We start from the raw sequence: 18,625 nt of genomic DNA on the forward strand, positions 1-18,625 counted from the left end.
CGCCCGCCCTTGCCCGCCCCCCCCCGCCCCCCCGCCGGGGGGGGGGGGCCCGCCCCCCCCCCCCCCGACCGGGTTACCGCCCCGACCCCACTGGGCCGGGGTGCGACTCAGTGCCGCCCGGCCGGCTGGGAATGCGGCCGCCGCATCCCGTCGCCGGCGTGCTGGCCGTCGCCCCGGCCGGCGGGTGCGCCGGCCGGCTCGGGCTGCCGCATGCCGCCACGGCCCTGCTGTGCGCCGCCGCGGCCGGCCTCCTGCTCGGTCTTCTGCAGCGCCCGCTCCAGCCGGGTCTGCATGGGCCGGATCAGTCCGCCGCCGACGCCGACCACGATCACACCGCCGACGGTGGCCAGCACCGCGACCAGCACCGGAGTCGTGACGGTGGTCGCCACCCCGATCTGGTTGAGCGCGGCGATCACACCGAGCGCCACGATGAACCAGCCGGCCACGTCCGACAGGACGCGGCCGTACGACAGCCCGCCCAGCGCGCTGGACAGCAGGTCGCGTACGGCGCTGGCGATGGCCGACGCCACGACGATGATGATCACGGCGACGACCGCGCGTGGCAGCCAGCCGACGATGTTGTTGATCAGGCTGCTGACCGGGTTCGGGCCCCAGACCCCGAACGCCAGTTGCAGCGTGAACAGCACACCGGCGTAGAAGACGAGCTTGGCCACGATGTCCGAGGCGTCGTACTTGCTGCGTTCCAGCGCCCGCTTGATGCCGCCACGCTCGACGGCCCGGTCGAAGCCGACCCGCTCCAGGATGCCGTTCACGGCCCTGGCCAGCAGCCGGGCGATGATCCACCCGATGACCAGGATGGCGATGAAGGCGATCGCCCGCGGGACGAATCGCACGATGTCGCCGACCGCGTTGTTCACGTCGGTGCGGATGTCCACCTGGGGTATGGCTAGTTGATCACGCATAGGTCCTCCCTGCGGCCGATCCGCCGGCACGCCCGAGGACCGCCGGCTCCGGTGCCGCGCCGGGCGGTACGCCGCCCCGTGTCACGCGGCCGATCCCGCGTCGAGTCCCCGGCGCCTCACCCGGTAAACGCGGTCGCCGGCCGGGTCCGCACCCGACCGGCGACCAGAGTGGCGTGGGGGTCAGTTGCGCCAGGTGTCGTTCAGGTTCACCCGGCCCGACGCCGGGACGGTGGCGCTGCGGTTGCCGCCGCTCTCCCAGGTGACCGCGCCACCCTGCTTGCGGATGTACTTGTACTGGAAGCCGGTGCCGGCGGGCAGGTCGACGTCGCGCCGCCACACCGGGTACGTCGCCGACGACAGCGGCAGCGCCGCAGCCGGGTTCCAGTTGCCCAGGCCGGGCACGTTGCCGACGACGAAGATGTCCTGCCCCCAGGAGGTGGTCGCGTTCACCGCGAACGACGCACCGCTGGCGCCGGCCGGCGGCGGGGTGGTCGGGTTCGGGTTCGGCTGCCCGGTCGCGCCGACGTACAGCGCCACCGCGTCGTTGGCCGGGACGCTGGCGGTGAACTGGCCGGACGAGTTGACCGTGTACGTCGTACCCGTGCAGCCGCCGCCCGGGGTCGGGTCGCCGTGCTGGACGTCGCAGTAGGTGCCGGCCGGCAGCGAGGTCTGGAACGTACGGGTCAGCGTGCCGCCCTCGGCGTTGATCGCGACGTACGCCCGGTTGCCGCGCCCGAACGCGATCTGGTCGTTTCCGTTGTCCCACCAGTTGGTGACGGCCGCGTCGCCAGCGGCGTTGCGGAAGCCGACCATGTTGGCGATCTGCTGCCATTTGTGCTGGCACTTCCAGCCGTCGGCGTAGCAGGCGTTGACCGTGCCGCCGTTCGGCGGGCCGGCGTCGCGGTCGGTGAACTCGTAGCCGGAGTGCACGTGCGGCGACCCGTACGGCCAGGCGAGCATGAAGACGCCGGCCAGCGTGTACTGCGCGCCGTTCTTGTAGCTCAGCGTGTCGCCGCCGCGCTCGGTGTCGTGGTTGTCGACGAAGACCCCGGCCTGGTTGCCCGGCAGGTAGCCCCAGCCCTCGCCGAAGTTGTCGAGGTGCGCGAGCCGTTCGTTCTGGAACACCCGCTTGAGGTCACGGGCGTACCGGAACTCCTGTACGTCACCGTTGCCCAGGTATTCGCTGGGGCTGACCGCCTCGCCGGCGCCGTGGATCGCCTCCTGCACCCAGTAGGCGTTCGGGTTGGACATCCGGGACCTGATCGCGGCGAGGTCGCCGGCCGCCATGTGCTTGGCGGCGTCGATCCGGAACCCGTCGACGCCGAGCGACAGCAGGTCGTTGAGGTAGCCGGCGATCCGGCCGCGGACGTAGTCGCTGCCGGTGTCCAGGTCGGACAACCCGACCAGCTCGCAGTTCTGCACGTCGTACCGGTCGCGGTAGTTGTTGATCGCGGTCCGGCAGGAGTGGAAGTCCTGGACCTGGTAGACGCCGGGGTAGTTGTACTTGGTGTAGGCGGTGCCGCCGGTGCCGGTGCCCGAGCCGGCGCTCATATGGTTGACGACCGCGTCGACGATGACCTTGACACCGGCGCCCCGGCAGGCGGCGACCATGTTGGCGAAGGCGGCCCGGTCGCCGAGCCGGCCGGCGATGCGGTAACTGACCGGCTGGTAGGACGTCCACCACTGGTGGCCCTGGATGTGCTCCTGGGGCGGGGACACCTGGACGTAGCCGTAGCCCTTGGGGCCGAGGGTCTCCCGGCACTCGCGGGCGATCGAGTCGAACCGCCATTCGAAGAGGACGGCGGTGACCTTCTTGTCGCCGGGGGCGGCCGCCCGGGCGGGCGGCCCGGTGACCGCGCCGGTGACGGCGAGGCCGGTGGTGAGGGCGAGGGCGGCCACGGCGAGGGCGGAACCGAGCCGGGTGCGGAGACGGGGGCGGGCCCGGTCGCGGGCGCGCGAGATTGCGATCACGGCAGGTCTCCTCGGGGACGGGAGTTCGAGGGATGCGCGGGACACCTTTCAGCAAGCAGTTTGAAACTTGCTGGAAATCCTTGCGAAGGAAGGTAGACATCGACCCCCACCTAAGTCAAGAAGAACCTTCCCCGCAGGCCGCACAGCAGGGCGAACACCAGCAGATCGACCTCGCCGAGAGATGGGAGCGTGTCCACAAGATGCGACATTGCGGCACTATCACCCACCGGGCCACCGCAAACACCGCAAGCACTTGCACGGGTTGATCACATGCGGTCGTCAGTCGATCCCAAGGAGTGAGCGCTTATCGACAGGTTTGTTAACTGATATTTGGATGGGTGCACCCCATCCGCACGACACCGGAGGACCGATGTTCCGACGTACCCTCGCCCTGGCCGCCGCCACCGTCCTCGGCACGGCCGGCGCGCTCGCCGCCGCCGCCCCGGCCCAGGCCTACATCCCCAGCAACTGCTCGGCGGTGGTAATCGGCTGGCACGCCCACGCCCACTGCACCTGGTCCGGCAACATCCCGTGGAAGCTCAAGGGCCAGTGCGCCGACGGCAGCTGGGTGACCAGCCCGACGACGACCTTCGGCACCGGCTACGCCGACGTCTTCTGCTGGTCTGCGCAGTCCGGCGACGTCCGCAACCTCACCCTGGACTGATCCGGGCCGACCGGCCGCCACGGACGGCGACCGGACACGACGGGACCGGCGGGCCGCGACACGCGCGACCCGCCGGAGCGTACGGTTCAGGTCAGCCGGCGGCGACCTGGCTGGTGCCGCCCTCGTTGTGGCCGAGGACGATCTGCGGGTTGGTCATGAAGGCGACCCGCCCGGTGTTCGGGTCGATCACCTTGATCCGCCGCAACTGGCAGTGGCCCGGAGTGATGTTGATCTTCCCACCCGACGCCACGTCACCGATCTTCTGGAGCCGGTTGTCGTAGAGGTCGTAGTACCAGGCCTCCAGCCTGTACCAACCGGTGTTGTTGAACTCGATGCTCTTGACCAGCGGGTACGGGGTGGAGCGGTACACGGTGACGTTCGCCGTCGCGGTGCGGCCGTCGGCGGCGTACGCGGTCAGGGTGTAGAGCACGTTGCCGTCGTGGCTGCCGCCGGAGACCGAGCCCTCCCAGACCCCCGGCCCGGACTGGGTCCGGTCGGCCAGCGTGGTGGCGCCCCGCTTGACCACGACCCGGGTCGCCCCGGTGGTCTTCCAGTTCAGGGTGACCTCGGTGGGGGCACACGCCTGCACCGCCCCGACCGACGAGGTGAAGCCGTTGACGACAGGCCCCCCGGTGGTCCAGGCGACCGCCTCGAGGGCGCGCGTCCCGTCGTGCCCCGCCTTCCGTGGCGCCATCGCGATCCGGTAGTCGGTCGACGACGCCAGGCCCGTGATCGTGTACGTCATCTCGCCGGTGCCCGGGTTCGCCGGGAGCGTGATGATCTGCGGCAGGATCTGGTCGCTCGGCCGGCCCCAGCCGAAGACGTAGTGGTCCTCCCCCTCGGCGTTGTCGGTCCACCGCACAGTGATGGTGGTGTCGGTGCGGCCGACCACGGTAAGCCCGCTCGCTTCGGGCAGGGCCGGGTGCTTGGTGGTGGCGCAGACCTCCGCCGCCGCCTCGGTCAGCTCGTTGAACGCGATCACCCGGTAGCAGTACCGCGTGTTCGGGGTCAGGCCGCTGTCGGTCAGCGACCGGGCCGCGTCCGTGCGCCGCCAGATCTCCAGCCACGGCCCGCCGGCCACCGAGCGCTCCACCCGGTATCCGTCCTCGCTGGTCGAGTTGTCGGTCCAGCCCACCCGGATCGAGTTGGAGTAGACGTCCCACTCGTCGAAGGGCTCGATCGTCGGGGCCGCCACCGGGGCCGGCACCGAGTAGTTCCGGCAGCCGAGTTGCGTGTTGGTGGTGCCGTGCGAGCGGTTGATCGCGTACGCGCAGACGGTGTGCGGCCCGGGCGTCATGTTCGCCGGCAGGTCGGTCACGTCGTACCCGTGGGTCGGGCCGTACTCGCCCGGCAGGTCGGGCCGGTGGCCGTTCGCGGTCACCGACCGGACGAAGACCCCGCTGTCGTAGATGTGCACCTCGGTCGGCGTCTGCGGCTCGTCGGGATCGGCCGACCAGCCCCGCACCCGCAGGGTGTTCCCGGTCCGGGTCACCTCGTCGAGCGCGCCGGTCGGGTCGTGCCGCACCGTGTACGTACGGCAGCCGAGCTCCGTGTTGACGCTGCCCGCGCCGACGTTGATGGCGTAGACGCAGACGTTGTGCTCGCCGTCGCCGGGCCGTTCCGGGACGGTGACCGCGAAGCCGTGGCCGGTGCCGTAGCCGGGGTAGCCGGCGGGCGGCGCGGACAGCGCCCGGTCGGCCGGGGCGGCGGTGGCGAAGACGCCGTCCTGGTAGACGTGCAGCCAGACCGCGTCGACCGTGTCGCCGTCGATCGCCCAGCCGTGCAGGACCAGGTTGGTGCCGGACCGCTCGATCCGGTCGAAGGCGCCGACCGGGTCGACCGCGACGGCCAGGTTGACGCAGCCGATCAGCTTGCTGGTCCCCGCACCGTTGTTGATCGCCCTGGCGCAGACGGTGCCGCCGGCGCGTGCCGGCACGGTGCCGGAGAAGTTGCCGCCGCTGGTGGTCAGGGTGGCGACCTTGGTGCCCCCGATGGTGATGTCCACCCGGACCGCGCCCCCGTCGGGGTCGGTCGCCCAGCCGGTGACCGACACGCCGGCCGGTACCCGGGTCGCCCCGGTCAGGTTGCCCTCCGGGTCGTGCGAGCCGGGGCCGTCGCAGATCGGCGGCGGATCCGGCACGTCACAGTCGGGGCGGGCGTGCGCGGGGTTCGCCTGCGCCACCAGCCCCACGCTCGCGACCAGTACCGCCAGGACGGCGGCATGGATACGTCGTTTCAACGCTGTTCCTCTCTCGTGGAGAGGGCGGCACCCCCCAGCGCCGCCCGGGCACCCGCAATGTCCATTTAGGACGTTCGGCGGGTCCGGAACGAAGGTCGCACGGCCGGTGGACGGTCCGCGACTGAAATCGGCTCCTCGACAGTTCGCGCGCCGCAACCCGACTGTCGGGTCGGTGACGGCACCGCCGGCCCACCCGGGCCGGCTCGACCGGGTAAGCCGAGATGGCGGGGCGTCCGGACACCCGGACCGGGCGCCGCCGACCACCCGGAAAACGCCTTGCGCCCCGCGTCAGGCGCGGTGGCGACCCACGTGCCCCGGTACCGCCACGGCGTCGGTCGGCTCGGCCGCGGCCCGACTGTTCCACGGCGAGACCCGCCCCGGCAGGGCCGTCGGCTCCACCGTCGGCACGTACACGCGGGCGTCGACCACGTCACCGAGCAGCAGTGCGGCGACGAAACTGCTCGGCCGTGCCACCGGGTCTGCGGCCAGGCACTCGAAGCACAGGTCGGCGACCTCCGGCGGCAGGCCGTCGATATGCGGCAGCGGCTCGGGCTCGCGGTACCGCTCCAGCCGCCACACCTCGGGATCGACCGGCCACGGCAGCCGGCCGGCCAGGCAGAGGTAGAGCAGGACGCCGATGGCGTACATGTCGCTCGACGGCGCCGGCGGGGCCCCGCCGAACCGCTCCGGCGGCAGGAAGGCCGGGGTGCCGAGCAGCATGCCGTCGAGTCGCGGATCGGACTCGCCGGCCGACGCCGCGATGCCGAAGTCGAGGACCTTCACACCGGTCGGGGTGAGCATCACGTTGGACGGTTTCACGTCCTGGTGCACGATGCCGTGCAGGTGCGCGGCGGCCAGCGCCGCACTCACCTGCGCGCAGACCCGCACCGCGAAGCGCCACGGCAGCGGCCCACCGGCGAGCCGGTCGGCCAGCGTCTCCCCCTCGACCAGTTCCATCACGATGTACGGCGCCCGCGCGCCCGGGTACGGCGTCGACAGGCCGAAGTCGTGGACGCCGGTCACGTTGGGGTGGGCCAGCCGCGCCGCCGACCGGGCCTCCGCCCGGACCCGCTCGACGGGATCCACACCGGTGCCGTCGTCGCGGTCGCCGGGCGCGATGAGCTTGACCGCGACCGGCCGGTCGAGCACCTCGTCGTGTCCGCGCCAGACCTCCGACATCCCGCCGACACCGATGCGCTGCCGTAACTGGTACCGCCCGCCCAACGTCCGCATCCGGTCCCACCCCGCCTTCCTGCCCGGCGACACGGCCGCCGTCGAAGCCCCTACCCTGGGCGCACGCAGGGCAAACCGGTTCGACTCGATCTTGCGGCGGGCGGCCGGACCGGCGCGGGGGCACGGTCCAACGTGTACCCGCGCCCCGGCCGTCGGCGGCCGGACGGGCGGCGGCCGGACGCGCGGCGGCCGGACGCGCGGCCCCTGGCACGCGCGGCCCCTGGCGCCGGGCCGCCGCTGAAGTACGATGCGTGTTGTTCGGCGTGCACCCGGTCACGGCCCGCCGGTCGGAGTGGGCCCCGCTGGTAGGAGTGGGCATGGCAAAGGTCACTGTGGACGTTGACGGTTGCATCGGCGCCGGCCAGTGCGCGTTCCTGGCGCCGGAGGTGTTCGACCAGGACCAGATGGGCATCGTTCGCCTGCTCCGGGAGGAACCCGACGGGTCGCAGCTCGACGACGCCCGCGAGGCGGCCACGACCTGCCCCTCCGGATCGATCTCCATCTCCGACGACTGACCCGCTCCCCCTCCCCTCCCCCGCTCCCCTTTCCCGGCGATCTTGCGGTTGTCTCCCCCTTTCGTTGTGATTTGTCGGGCGGCAAGTGCAAGATCGCGGAGCGTGGGACCGCGGGCGGACGGAGGAGTGGCGGGGAAAGCCGCACGTCGGGGGCGTAGGCCACGCAGGATGGGGGTATCCGGGCGGCGGAGGAGGTAACCGTGGCGGAACGTCCGATCCTGGTCGGATACGACCATTCCCCCGGCAGCGAGGCGGCGCTCGGCTGGGCGCTCGACGAGGCCGCCCGGACCGGCCGGTCCGTGCTGGTCGCCCACGCCTCGGAGTGGCTCACGATCAGCCCGCCGGTGATCATCGGGGCCCAGCCGTGGCCCGACGAACGGGCCCGCGAAGCCGCCCAGCAGGCGCTCGACGCGGCCGTGGCCGCGGCCAGCGAACGCCGCGACGGCGTGGTCGTCCGCGGCGTACTGGCCGACGGGCCGCCGAACCAACGGCTGACCGAGCTGACCCGCGACGCCGCGCTGGCCGTCCTCGGCAACCGGGGACACGGCGGTTTCAGCGGGCTGCTCCTCGGCTCGACCTCGGTCTCGGTGACCGCCCACGCCCACTGCCCGGTGGTCGTCGTACGCCCCGACGAGCCGGGGGTCGCCACCGGTGACGTCGTCGTCGGGGTCGACGGGTCCGCGTGCTCGGTGACGGCGCTGGACTTCGCCTTCGACACCGCCGCCGAACGGGACGCCCCGCTGCTCGTGGTCGGTGCCTGGAACATCCCGTCGGTGCCGTGGCGGCCGCCGGGTGTCGACGTCGAACAAATGGCCGCCACCGAGCGGCGGTCCCTCGAACAACTGGTCGAGGAGCGCCGGCACCGGCACCCGGCGGTGGCCGTACGCACCGAGGTCGTCGCCGACTCCCCCGCGCACGCGCTGATGCAGGCCAGTGCCGGGGCGCGACTGCTGGTGGTCGGGTCACGGGGGCGCGGCGGGCTGCGCGGGCTGCTGCTCGGCTCGGTGAGCCAGCAGATGCTGCACCACGCCCGGTGCCCGGTCGCGGTCGTACACGAGCGGCAGCCCGAGCCGGCCGCCTGAGCCGCCGGCCCGGCGACCGGGCAGAGCGGCCGCCGGGCCGGCCAGGCCGGTTCGGCTGAGGGTGGGGGCCGGCCCGGCCGGTTCGGCTGAGGGCTGCGGGCGGCCGGAACGGCTCGACCGGCGGGTACGTCGGCGTGACCAGCGCGGCCGGCGGACAGGCCGGCCGGCTCAGCCGGTGACCGGTGTCGCCGCCGTGCCGGGCGCGGGCGCCGGGGCGGCGTGCAGCCGGTCGACGACGCGTACGACGCCACCGACCTGGCCGGCCAGCCGCACGGCATGCACCGCGCTGGCCCGCCTCGGCACCGGGCCGGCCAGCGTCACCACCCCGTCGCGCACCTCGACCCGTACGTCGGGCAGGGCGAGGATGCGGTGCAGCACCTCGCGCACCACGTCGACGCGGATGTCCTCGTCGGGGCGCAGGTGCACCCGCAGCAGGTCGCCGCGGGTCACGATGCCGACCAGCCGGCCGAGGTCGTCGACCACCGGCAGCCGGCGGACCCGCTCGCGGTCCATCCGGCGGGCGGCGTCGACCAGCGTGGTGTCGCCGTACGTGGTGACCGCGGGGGCGGTCATGAGGTCGCGGGCGGTGAGCGCGCCGGCGGGCTTGCGGCGGCCCCGCCAGGGCCGGCGCGGGCCGGCACCGGCCCGGTGCAGCAGATCACTTTCGGACACCACGCCGACGACCCGCCGGTCCAGGTCGACCACTGGCACGCCGCTGACCCGGCGACCCGCCACCGCGTCGACGATCCGCCGGTAGCCGGCCTCCTCCGCCACCGCGACCACGTCGGTGGTCATCACGTCCCGCACCTGCCAGGTTCGCATCCCGATCTCCCCGGTCCCGTGGCCCGGCCGCTTTGCCGGCCACTGCCCGACTTTACGCAGGTGACGGGCCGGTGCCCCAGGGCCGGCGGTCCGCGGGAGGTCGGGACCTGCGCCCGGACCGGCCGGGCCGTACGCCTCTGCCCCGCCGCCCGGCCCGGGGCGTCTGATGGAGGTGACCACGGAAGGCTCCCCGGGTAGGAGGCAGTGATGGAGATCCGACCGATCGTCGTCGGCTACGACGGCTCCCCCGGTGCGCGGGAAGCGCTGCGGTGGGCGCTGGACGAGGCGACCCGGACCGGGGCGCCGGTCCACCCCACGTACGCGTTCGAGCCGTTCGGCGCCTCCGTGCCGCTGGCACCGGCGCCACTGCTGTGGCCCGACGACACCGCGCGCAAGGAGATCGCGTCGATGCTGGACGAGGCGGTCGCGGCCGCCGCGGGCAGCCATCCGACGGTCACCGTACGGGCCGGCACCGTCGACGGGCCGCCGAGCGTACGGCTGCAGGAGCTGTCCCGGCGGGCCGGGCTGGTGGTGCTGGGCAGCCGGGGGCACGGCGGCTTCGCCGGCCTGCTGGTCGGCTCGACCACGGTCTCGGTGACCGCCCACGCGCACTGCCCGGTGGTGGTCGTCCGCGGCACCGCCCCCCGCGCCGGCGGGCATGTGGTGACCGGCGTCGACGGCTCACCGTGCTCGGTGCTGGCGCTCGGCTACGCGTTCGCGCAGGCGGCCGGGCGGGACGTACCGCTGCACGTGGTGCGGGCCTGGAAGCCGCCGGCGACGGAGGCGCCCCCGGTCGCCTTCGACCCCGAGGCGGTCGGCGCCCTGGAGCGGGCCGAGTTGCGCGACCTGCTGGCCGGCTGGCAGGACCGCTGGCCGCAGGTGCGGGTGACCAGCGAGGTGGTCGCCGACGCCCCCGGCCGGACGCTGATCGACGCGACCCGGCACGCCCAGCTGGTCGTGGTCGGCTCGCGCGGCCGGGGCGGCTTCCGTGGGCTGCTGATGGGTTCGGTCAGCCAGCAGCTCCTGCACCACAGCCACTGCCCGGTGGCGGTCGTACGCGAACTGCCCGGCGGGCGGGCGACGGACGACCTGTGACGGGTGGGCGGCGCCGGGTTGCCGACCGGCGCCCCACCCCGGCCCGACCGCACGGCCAGGTCGGGCCCTGGTGATCGTTGGCCGCCGCGCGGTCCGACGCCCCCGGCGACCCCGGCGGCCAGCGATCACCCCGCGACGGGGCCGGACGGATCGGCGGGTCGGGCGGATCCTCCGGCACCCGCGAGGCACCCCACGGACCGGTGACCGGTCGGTGGGGTGCCTCGTGCGACGCCGGCCCGCGGGGAGACGGGCCGGCGGTACGGGTCAGGAGCCGGCGGGCTGCCCGGCGGCGGCACGCGGCGGCAGCCGGTGCTCGTGGAGCCGCTCGTAGAACGGCCGGTGGTGGGCGGCGAGCGCGGCCAGCCGGGGGTCGTTGTCGACGCGTACGGCGTGCGCGGTGCTCTGGCTGGTGAAGCCGGTGCTGCGTTCGACGTCCTGGTGCCAGTCGCGGGTGCGGTCCCACTCCTTGCGTGGGGCCGGCTCCCACCGCAGGGCGGCCGGGTCGAACGGCAGGCCGGTGCGGGCGCAGAACGCGGCGACGACGCCCTCCGGGTCGGCGACGAGGTCGTCGCCGTCGATGACGACCGGGGCCTCGCCCAGCGGGAGGCGCACCGCCTCGAAGATCTCGTGCAGCCGCTCGAAGCCGATCTCGTCGAGGTCGACCGACTTGTTCATCGCGTAGTGCGAGGCGACGACGGCGGCCGGGTCACGGATCATGAACGTGTTGACGAGGTGGGTGTGCAGCCGGGGGTCGGCGAGCACGGCCGGGTAGCGGTAGTCGGTGGTCTCCTTGACGAAGACCCGCTTGCCGGAGGTGGCGGCGAGGTCGAGCAGCAGGTCGAGCACCTCGGTCTCGGAGGTGGCCGGGGTGCCGCCGATGTCGACCGTGCCGAGGGCGGCCAGGTTGGACAGCGGCTCGTGCACGACGACGAGGTCACCGCGTTCGATGATCATGCGCAGGAAGGCGGTCGACCTGGTGCGGGGTGCCGCCCAGAGGGCGATGACGGGGTCGGTCACTGCGACCACTCCGTCGGTTCGCGGTCCCAGCGGTGCTGGCGCATGGTGGCCATGAGCTGGTCGTCGAGCGGCGCCGCGCCGCTGGTGGCAAGGTTGGCGCGGACGTGACGCAGGCTGCGCATGCCCGGGATGACGGTGCTCACCGTCGGGTGCTGGAGGATGAAGCGCAGCGCGAGTTCGGGCATGGTCCAGCCGTCGGGTACGTCCTTGGCGAGCGCCTCGGCGCGGGCCACGCTGGCGGCCAGGTTCTCCGGTACGAAGTAGCTGTTGCGCCAGTCGCCCTCGGGCCAGGTGCTGTCGAGAGTCAGGGTGCCGGTGAGCGTGCCCTCGTCGAAGGGCACCCGGGCGATCACCGCGATGTCGAGTTCGTCGCAGACGCCGAAGAGCTCGTCCTCGGGCGCCTGATCGAAGATGTTGTAGATGACCTGGACGGCGTCGATCAGCCCGGTGCGCAGGGCCTTGACCACGTTGGTCGGCTCCCACCGGTTGATGCTGATCCCGATCCCTTCCACCAGGCCCTGGTCGCGCAGGTCGGCGACGGCCTTCTGCCAACTGGGGTCGTCGGCCCAGGCGTCCTCCCAGACGTGGAACTGGAGCAGGTCGATCCGCTCGACGCCGAGGTTGGCGAGGCTCTTGTGGACGTATTCGTGGATGTGGTCGGACGGGAAGACGTCCTCGAGGCGGGACTCGCGGGTGGACGGCCAGCGCCGGTCCTTCGGCGGGATCTTGGTGGCGACGTAGAGCCGGCGGTCGGGTTCCGCCCGCAGGAGGTCGCCGAGAAGTTCCTCGCTGTGGCCCCGCCCGTAGATCCAGGCGGTGTCGAAGAAGTTGCAGCCGAGTTCGACGGCCGCGCGCAGGGCGGCGTTGCCGGTCTCGTCGTCGGCGCCGCTCCAGCCGCCCTCGCCGCCGGCGATCCCCCACATCCCGTAGCCGACCTCGCCGACCGACCAGCCGAGCCGCCCGAACCTGCGGTAACGCATGCATCGCCTCCGTGCCGTGGAAGTGTTTCCGGGGGTCGCCCGGTGAGAGGTTGTCAGGCGGCGGCCGGGGCGAGGTTCCGCCACTGGTGGCCGCCGGTGCCGAACCGGGTCTGCCGGTCGGCGTCACCGCCGGGGGTGTGCACCCCGGCCGCGGTGACGGCACCGCCGCGCAGGGTCAGCTCGACGGTGGCGCTGACCGATCCGGTCAGCGCGTCGAGGGCGGCCCGGGCCGCGGCGGCGACCGGGTCGCGGTAGCGGGCCTCGTAGACCGCGGCGCCGAGGGCGCCGGCAAGCTGCTCGTAGAGGGTGCGGGAGTAGGGGTCGAGGGTGACCTCGAGCGCCTTGTGCCAGGCGACGTCGAGCACCTCCAGGCCGGGAGCCTCGTAGACGCCGCGGCAGCGGGTGCCGATGATGCGGCGCTCGACGACGTCGCGCAGCCAGCTCCCGTGCGTCGCGCCGAGGGTGTTGGCGGCGGTCAGCACGGCGACCGGGTCGGGCCCCTGACCGTCGACGTCGGTGACCCGGCCGGCCTCGATGGTGACCGTGACGGATCCGCCGTCGGCCGGCGCGTCGGCGGGCCAGGCGCTCCAGCGCGGGGCGAGGGTCTTCGGGGCGACCGGGGTGGCGAGGTCTTCGAGCTCGGTCGACTCGTGCGAGGCGCCGGCCAGGTTGGCGTCGGTGGAGCGGTCGGCGTCGCTGCCGGGGTCGAGCCACAGGCCGGCGCCGGTGACGGCGGCGTACATGGCGGCGCGGTTCGGGAACCGGGCCAGCGCGGCCGGGTCGGTCCAGGGCGCGTAGACGCCGAGGTCGGGGGCGAGCCGGGCGCCGTAGCGGGCGAAGCGGCGCTGGTCGTTGCCGCCGCCGACGCAGCCGTGGGCGAGCACGGTGCGGCCGTCGGCCCGCAGCACGGGGGCGAGCCGCTCGACCAGGACCAGCCGGGACGCGCCGGTGGTGTTCCAGTAGCCGCCGTCGTGGCGGGCCTGGTAGCGCAGCAGGTCGAGGCCGAGTTCGGCCATCGCCGGGCGCAGGTCGACGAGGGTGGCCGGAAGGCCGGCGCCGCGCAGCGAGTCGACGAGGGCGGCGAGGTCGTCCGGACCGCCCTGGCCGATGTCGGCGACGTAGTGATGGGCGTCGACGCCCCGCTCGCGCAGCCAGAGCCCGAGCGCGAGGCTGGACAGCCCTCCGCCCTGGACGACGCCCACCCGCTGGGCGGCGAGATCCTCGATGATCACAGCCGGACGCCTCCGCACTTCGAGCTGACAAATAGGACACGCGTCAGGGCGTGCCGGAATCACTGCTGCGCCACGCTAACAGCGCCATAGCCGGATGTCAATATTGCAATCAACATAGATACATATCTACTGTTCGAAGGTCCGCGCCGCCCATCATCAGCGATAGCACGTGCCACCTAGAGGACATTTAACAATAGCCGAGGTATGAGGCATGGATGTTCATTTGCCCGATACGCCTTACGAGGGCGTACTGCGCTCGGGAATTGGCACAAAACGCGACTTCCCCGGCCACCTGACCGTCCTTGACCTGTTCGAACAGCAGGTCACCACGAATCCCGACCGGATCGCGGTCCGCTACCGGGACCTACAACTGACCTTCCGTGAAATTAACAACATTGCCAACCTATATTCACAACGACTGGACCGAATCGGCGTTCGCCGCGGCGACCTCGTCCCACTGTTCATCGCCGACGGACCCGACTTCGTCGCCGGTCTACTCGCGACAGTCAAACTCGGCGCAGCATTCGTTCCAATCGATCCAGGTTGGCCGATAGAACGGCTCGAGGTCATCTTTTCGCAGTTGGTCCCCCGGGCCGTACTGGCGGTCCCGCCGACCCTCGACACGCTGCGCGCGCTCGACCTCGGCGACCGGACCGTCCTGCTCGACCACGAGGGCGTCACCCCGGCCGGCGAGCCGCTGCGCACCCTCGACGCCGAGCGGCCGGACGTGCCCCGCCCCGCCCCGCACGACCTGATCTACGGCTATTTCACCTCAGGTTCCACCGGCACCCCGAAATGCGCGCTGAACCGGCACCGCGGTCTGGTCAACCGGCTCACCGCGATGTCCGGCCACTTCGGCGACGGCCGGGAACAGATCGTCCTGCAGAACAGCCGGCCCACCTTCGACTCCTCGATGTGGCAGATCCTGTGGCCGATGGTCACCGGCGGCACCGTCGTCCTGCCCGACCGCGACGGCATCCTCGACCTCGATGGCACCTGCCGCACCATCGGCCGCTACGGCGTCACCATCACCGACTTCGTACCGTCGGTGCTCAGCGCGCTGGTCACGCTGATCGAGGTCCGCCCCGACCTGCGGGCCGAACTCGCCCCGCTGCGCCGGATGCTGGTCGGCGGCGAGGCGGCCACCCTGCCCGTACTGAGCCGCCTCCAGCAGCTCGTGCCGCACCTGCGGATCACCAACACGTACGGTCCGACCGAGTGCTCGATCGGGTCGGTCTTCCACGACATCGGACCGGACCACGATCCGGTCCCGCTCGGCCGGCCGATCCCCAACACCGCCGCCGTCGTCCTCGACGACCAGCTCCGCCCGGTCGCCCCCGGCGTCAGCGGCGAGATCTGGATCGGCGGCGAGTGCGTCGGCGCCGGCTACCTGCGCGACCCGGCCCGTACCGACCAGGTCTTCGTGCCCAACCCGTTCCCCCAGATCACCGGGCCGCTGATCTACCGCACCGGCGACCTCGGCCACGTCACCGCGGACGGCCTGCTGATGTTCGGCGGCCGGCGCGACGACCAGGTCAAGATCGGCGGGGTACGGGTCGAGCTGGCCGAGATCGAGCGGGCGCTGCGCGAGCACGAGACGGTCCGCGACGCGGTCGTGGTGGCCCGTGGCGACCAGGACAGCCGGGCCCTGGTCGCGTACGTGACCCTGCGCGCCGGCGAGCCCCCGGTCGACACCGCCGAACTGCTGCTGAGCGCCGGCAAGCACCTGCCTGCCGAGACCGTCCCGAAACGACTCACCATCCTCGACCGGATGCCGCTGACCCCCAACGGCAAGGTGGACCGGCGCGCGCTGGCGCTACGGGCCGACGCGGACACCGAGGCGCCCGACCTGCCGTACACCCCGCCCGGGTCGCCCGAGGAGGAACTGGTCGCCGCGGTCTGGCGCGAGGTGCTGGGCCGCGACCGGGTGTCGGTCACCGAACGGTTCGCCGACCAGGGCGGCACCTCCCTGCTCACGCACCGGCTCGGCGCGCTGCTGGGCGTACGGCTCGGCCGGCCCGTCGCGATCGCCGACCTGCTCGCCGCCGACACCGTCCGGGCCCAGGCCGAACTCGTCGCCGGCGGGGCACCGGTCCGCGCGCAACTGGACCCGGCCGCGCTGGCCCGCGACGCGCTGCCCGACCCGCCGCCGGCCACCGGCCTGCCCAGGCCGCCGGACCGGTCGCGGCGGCTGCTGGTCACCGGGGTGACCGGGTTCGTCGGCGCGCACCTGCTCGCCGACCTGCTCGGCCGGCCCGACGTCGACCTGACCTGCCTGGTCCGCGCCCGCGACGACGAGGCGGCCCGGCACCGGCTGACCGCCGCGCTGCGTGACTACGGGCTGTTCGACGCGCTCGCCCACGCCGAGAAGGCGTTCGCCGAGGACCGGCTGCGGGTGCTCGCCGGCGACCTGGCCACGCCCGGGCTCGGCCTGGCGCCGGAGGCGTTCGACCGGATCGCCGAGCGGACCGACGGCATCGTCCACGCCGGCGCGCTGGTCAACTTCCTGCACGACTACGCCGACCACCGGGCCCCCAACGTGCTCGGCACGCGGGAGCTGCTGCGGCTGGCGGCCCGCGGGCGGGGCTGCCGGGTGCACGCGGTGTCGACGTTCTCCGCGCTCGCCGCCGGGCACGTTCCGGACGCCGCCGGCCGGTTCGACGAGGACCAGGCACCGGTGCCGGAACTGCTGCCGTCCGACGGCTACAGCCAGTCCAAGTACGTGATGGAGCAACTGCTGGACAACGCCCGGGCGCAGGGGCTGGACTCGGTCGTCTACCGGCTGGGCGAGGTCTGGCCGTCGCGGCGCACCGGGGTGGCCAACCCGGCCTCGCTGGCCCAGTCGCTGGTCTACGCGTGTGCCCGTACCGGGATCGTCTTCCCGACCTCGGCGGTGATCGACCACCTGCCGGCCGACCTGATCGGCCGCTTCCTGGCCGAGGCCGCCTGCGGCCGGCGGCCCGGCGGCGACCGGGTCCACCTGCTGCGGCCGGTGTCGCTGCGCTTCGGCGACCTCTTCGACCGGCTGGTCGAACGCACCGGCGCCCGGTGGGGCGGCTACGCGCTGTTCCACGAGCGGCTGACCGATCTGGTCGAGCGGCACGGCGCCGACCAGCGGCTGGTCCGGGTGGCCATGCTGCTGCCCGCGCCGGACGGCGACGGCGACGAGACGCCGGCCGCCGTGGACACACTTTTCACCGACAGTTCGGGTAGGTTCACGGTGCGCCGGGCCGACGACCACGCCGCCACCGGCGTCACGCTGCTCACCGGTTCGCCGCTGGACGATCTCACCGCGTTCGTCGAGGGGCTGGCCGACGAGGTGATACATCGATAACATCACCCGCCGGCCGCCGGCACAGCGCCGCGCGTCCGCCCGACCCGCCCAGTGAAACGGTGTTCAACTCATGCCCATCGACCCCGGGGTCCTGGCAATCTTCGTCGTCGCCATCGTCGTCATCTGCCTGACCCCGGGGCCGGACATGATCTACGTGCTGGCGCACGCGATCAGTCAGGGGCCGATGGCCGGGGTCGTCGCGTCGGCGGGCATGGCGGTCGGCATGCTCGTGCACACCCTCGCCGTCACCCTGGGGCTGGCCACCCTGATGGCGGCGGCACCCGTGCTCTTCGACATCATCAAATGGGCCGGCGCGGCCTACCTGGTCTACATCGGAATCAGGTCCTGGATCGACAGCGGCAAGCCCCCGGTGGTGGGTGACCGCCCCCGGGTCCCGCTGCGTACGGTGCTCTGGCGGGCCACCGTCACCAACCTGCTCAACCCCAAGATCGTGCTGTTCTACCTGGCGTTCCTGCCCCAGTTCGTCGACCGCGAGCGGGGCGGCACCGGCGTGCAGCTGCTGGTGCTCGGCCTGCTGTTCGTCATCGTCGGCTTCGTCATCGACGCGCTGATCGCGCTGGTCGCCGGCAAGGCGAGCGCGTTCCTGCTGCGCCGCAGGCAGGTCGACAAGCTGCTCAACCGCATCGCCGGCACGGTCTTCCTCGCGCTGGCCGCCCGGCTGGTCATCACCTGAGGCCGGCCGTCACCCGGCTGCCCGCCGGTGGGTCACCACCTCGTGGCCGTTCTCACCGGCGGGCAGCAGCGCCAGGCTGAGCGCGCCCAGGTAGGAGTCGGCCGCCGACGCCTCGAAGCGCGGACCGGCCAGCCGCGCCGCCCGCTTGATCATGGAACGGCCCACCGGCGACACCCCGAGCAGCCGGTCGGTCAGCACCGCCGCCGTCACCGCCAGCCGCTCGGCCGGCACCACCTCGGTCACCAGGTCGTAGCGCAGCATCCCGGCCGGCTCGATCCGGTCGCCGAGCAGCAGCCAGCGCTTGGCCCGGTCGGCACCGACCAGGTCGGCGAGGATCGCCATCCCGCTCCACGTGAGCGGGGCGCCGAAGGTCACCTCCGGGAAGGTGAAGAAGCAGGTGTCGGCGGCGACCCGCAGGTCGCTGGCCAGCCCGAGCACGGCCCCCGCCCCGCTCGCCGGCCCGTTGAAGGCCGTCACCGTCGTCTGCTCCAGGCGGAACCACCGCTCCACCAGCTCGGCGGTGCGCCGCTGCACGTGCATCGTGGTGGCCACGTCCAGGGTCGCCAGCGCGTCGAGGTCGGTGCCGCCGCAGAACTCGGTGCCGGCGCCGGTGAGCACCACCACCTCCACCCGGGAGTCCCGGCCCAGTTCGTGCAACACCTCCTCGAAGCGACCGAGCATCGCCAGATCGAAGCTGTTGCGGCGCGCGGGACGGTTGAGGATGACGCTGGCCAGCCTCCCGTCACGTCGCAGTGTCACCGAGTCGTCCGGTCCGTTCACGTGGTCTCCGAGGTCCGTTGGTGCGCGGCCCACCCAGGCTGCCG

General features: G+C 73.0%; 15 protein-coding genes. 6 read left to right on the forward strand and 9 right to left on the reverse strand.

The features are described 5' to 3' along the window. Positions 1-107 precede the first annotated feature (107 nt). Together AB0M79_RS00355 and AB0M79_RS00360 are read right to left on the reverse strand one after the other, a co-directional pair. Positions 108-923: a hypothetical protein gene (locus tag AB0M79_RS00355; protein ID WP_364206254.1), complete on the reverse strand. Its 816-nt coding sequence runs from the start codon at positions 921-923 to the stop codon at positions 108-110. Positions 924-1,103: 180 nt separating this feature from the next. Further along, positions 1,104-2,894, reverse strand: a complete 1,791-nt coding sequence (locus AB0M79_RS00360; RefSeq protein ID WP_364206257.1) for a carbohydrate-binding module family 20 domain-containing protein — start codon at positions 2,892-2,894, stop codon at positions 1,104-1,106. A gap of 370 nt (positions 2,895-3,264) precedes the next feature. On the opposite strand from AB0M79_RS00360, the gene AB0M79_RS00365 reads away from it, so the two are divergent. Further along, positions 3,265-3,558 carry a hypothetical protein gene (locus AB0M79_RS00365; RefSeq protein WP_364206260.1) on the forward strand — a complete coding sequence of 98 codons (294 nt, stop codon included), beginning with the start codon at positions 3,265-3,267 and terminating at the stop codon, positions 3,556-3,558. Between the two features lie 91 nt (positions 3,559-3,649). Here the strand turns inward: AB0M79_RS00365 and AB0M79_RS00370 are convergent, their stop codons facing one another. Together AB0M79_RS00370 and AB0M79_RS00375 are read right to left on the reverse strand one after the other, a co-directional pair. Continuing rightward, positions 3,650-5,797, reverse strand: coding sequence for a fibronectin type III domain-containing protein (locus tag AB0M79_RS00370; RefSeq protein ID WP_364206263.1), 2,148 nt, complete (start codon positions 5,795-5,797; stop codon positions 3,650-3,652). 288 nt (positions 5,798-6,085) lie between these two features. Then, positions 6,086-7,030 carry a serine/threonine-protein kinase gene (locus AB0M79_RS00375; RefSeq protein ID WP_364206266.1) on the reverse strand — a complete coding sequence of 315 codons (945 nt, stop codon included), beginning with the start codon at positions 7,028-7,030 and terminating at the stop codon, positions 6,086-6,088. 317 nt (positions 7,031-7,347) lie between these two features. Here AB0M79_RS00375 and AB0M79_RS00380 point away from each other — a divergent pair, with 317 nt between their 5' ends. Together AB0M79_RS00380 and AB0M79_RS00385 are read left to right on the forward strand one after the other, a co-directional pair. Then, positions 7,348-7,545, forward strand: a complete 198-nt coding sequence (locus AB0M79_RS00380; RefSeq protein WP_357537293.1) for a ferredoxin — start codon at positions 7,348-7,350, stop codon at positions 7,543-7,545. A gap of 200 nt (positions 7,546-7,745) precedes the next feature. Then, complete coding sequence (locus AB0M79_RS00385) at positions 7,746-8,627, forward strand: universal stress protein (protein WP_364206269.1); 882 nt, start codon at positions 7,746-7,748, stop codon at positions 8,625-8,627. Positions 8,628-8,795: 168 nt separating this feature from the next. Here the strand turns inward: AB0M79_RS00385 and AB0M79_RS00390 are convergent, their stop codons facing one another. After that, positions 8,796-9,449: a CBS domain-containing protein gene (locus AB0M79_RS00390; protein ID WP_364206272.1), complete on the reverse strand. Its 654-nt coding sequence runs from the start codon at positions 9,447-9,449 to the stop codon at positions 8,796-8,798. A 207-nt stretch (positions 9,450-9,656) separates the two neighbouring features. Between AB0M79_RS00390 and AB0M79_RS00395 the strand changes: the two genes are divergently transcribed. Beyond that, positions 9,657-10,544, forward strand: a complete 888-nt coding sequence (locus AB0M79_RS00395) for a universal stress protein (RefSeq protein WP_364206275.1) — start codon at positions 9,657-9,659, stop codon at positions 10,542-10,544. 264 nt (positions 10,545-10,808) lie between these two features. Here the strand turns inward: AB0M79_RS00395 and AB0M79_RS00400 are convergent, their stop codons facing one another. The 3 genes from AB0M79_RS00400 to AB0M79_RS00410 are packed head-to-tail and all read right to left on the reverse strand — an operon-like array spanning position 10,809 to position 13,773. Beyond that, a complete protein-coding gene (locus tag AB0M79_RS00400) occupies positions 10,809-11,561 on the reverse strand; it encodes a hypothetical protein (RefSeq protein WP_364206278.1) in 753 nt (250 codons plus the stop codon). After that, positions 11,558-12,541, reverse strand: a complete 984-nt coding sequence (locus AB0M79_RS00405; RefSeq protein ID WP_364206281.1) for an aldo/keto reductase — start codon at positions 12,539-12,541, stop codon at positions 11,558-11,560. The genes AB0M79_RS00400 and AB0M79_RS00405 overlap by 4 nt, the downstream gene beginning before the upstream one ends. Positions 12,542-12,594: 53 nt before the next feature. Continuing rightward, complete coding sequence (locus AB0M79_RS00410) at positions 12,595-13,773, reverse strand: argininosuccinate synthase domain-containing protein (protein ID WP_364206284.1); 1,179 nt, start codon at positions 13,771-13,773, stop codon at positions 12,595-12,597. Between the two features lie 211 nt (positions 13,774-13,984). Between AB0M79_RS00410 and AB0M79_RS00415 the strand changes: the two genes are divergently transcribed. Together AB0M79_RS00415 and AB0M79_RS00420 are read left to right on the forward strand one after the other, a co-directional pair. Continuing rightward, on the forward strand, positions 13,985-17,107 hold the full coding sequence (locus AB0M79_RS00415; protein WP_364206287.1) for an amino acid adenylation domain-containing protein: 3,123 nt from the start codon (positions 13,985-13,987) through the stop codon (positions 17,105-17,107). A gap of 70 nt (positions 17,108-17,177) precedes the next feature. Then, complete coding sequence (locus AB0M79_RS00420; protein WP_364206290.1) at positions 17,178-17,801, forward strand: LysE family translocator; 624 nt, start codon at positions 17,178-17,180, stop codon at positions 17,799-17,801. 9 nt (positions 17,802-17,810) lie between these two features. Here AB0M79_RS00420 and AB0M79_RS00425 read toward each other — a convergent pair whose 3' ends face one another. Beyond that, positions 17,811-18,581 carry an enoyl-CoA hydratase/isomerase family protein gene (locus AB0M79_RS00425; RefSeq protein ID WP_357537308.1) on the reverse strand — a complete coding sequence of 257 codons (771 nt, stop codon included), beginning with the start codon at positions 18,579-18,581 and terminating at the stop codon, positions 17,811-17,813. Between the last annotated feature and the right edge of the window lie 44 nt (positions 18,582-18,625).

Origin of the sequence: Polymorphospora sp. NPDC051019 (assembly GCF_040683055.1) — a bacterium.
Taxonomy (GTDB): Bacteria; Actinomycetota; Actinomycetes; order Mycobacteriales; family Micromonosporaceae; genus Polymorphospora; species Polymorphospora lycopeni.

Coding starts and splice junctions, on each gene's coding strand:
- AB0M79_RS00415 (WP_364206287.1), top strand. CDS start 13,985: ATGGATGTTCATTTGCCCGATACGCCTTACGAGGGCGTACTGCGCTCG.
- AB0M79_RS00375 (WP_364206266.1), bottom strand. CDS start 7,030: ATGCGGACGTTGGGCGGGCGGTACCAGTTACGGCAGCGCATCGGTGTC.
- AB0M79_RS00420 (WP_364206290.1), top strand. CDS start 17,178: ATGCCCATCGACCCCGGGGTCCTGGCAATCTTCGTCGTCGCCATCGTC.
- AB0M79_RS00405 (WP_364206281.1), bottom strand. CDS start 12,541: ATGCGTTACCGCAGGTTCGGGCGGCTCGGCTGGTCGGTCGGCGAGGTC.
- AB0M79_RS00365 (WP_364206260.1), top strand. CDS start 3,265: ATGTTCCGACGTACCCTCGCCCTGGCCGCCGCCACCGTCCTCGGCACG.
- AB0M79_RS00390 (WP_364206272.1), bottom strand. CDS start 9,449: ATGCGAACCTGGCAGGTGCGGGACGTGATGACCACCGACGTGGTCGCG.
- AB0M79_RS00395 (WP_364206275.1), top strand. CDS start 9,657: ATGGAGATCCGACCGATCGTCGTCGGCTACGACGGCTCCCCCGGTGCG.
- AB0M79_RS00380 (WP_357537293.1), top strand. CDS start 7,348: ATGGCAAAGGTCACTGTGGACGTTGACGGTTGCATCGGCGCCGGCCAG.
- AB0M79_RS00355 (WP_364206254.1), bottom strand. CDS start 923: ATGCGTGATCAACTAGCCATACCCCAGGTGGACATCCGCACCGACGTG.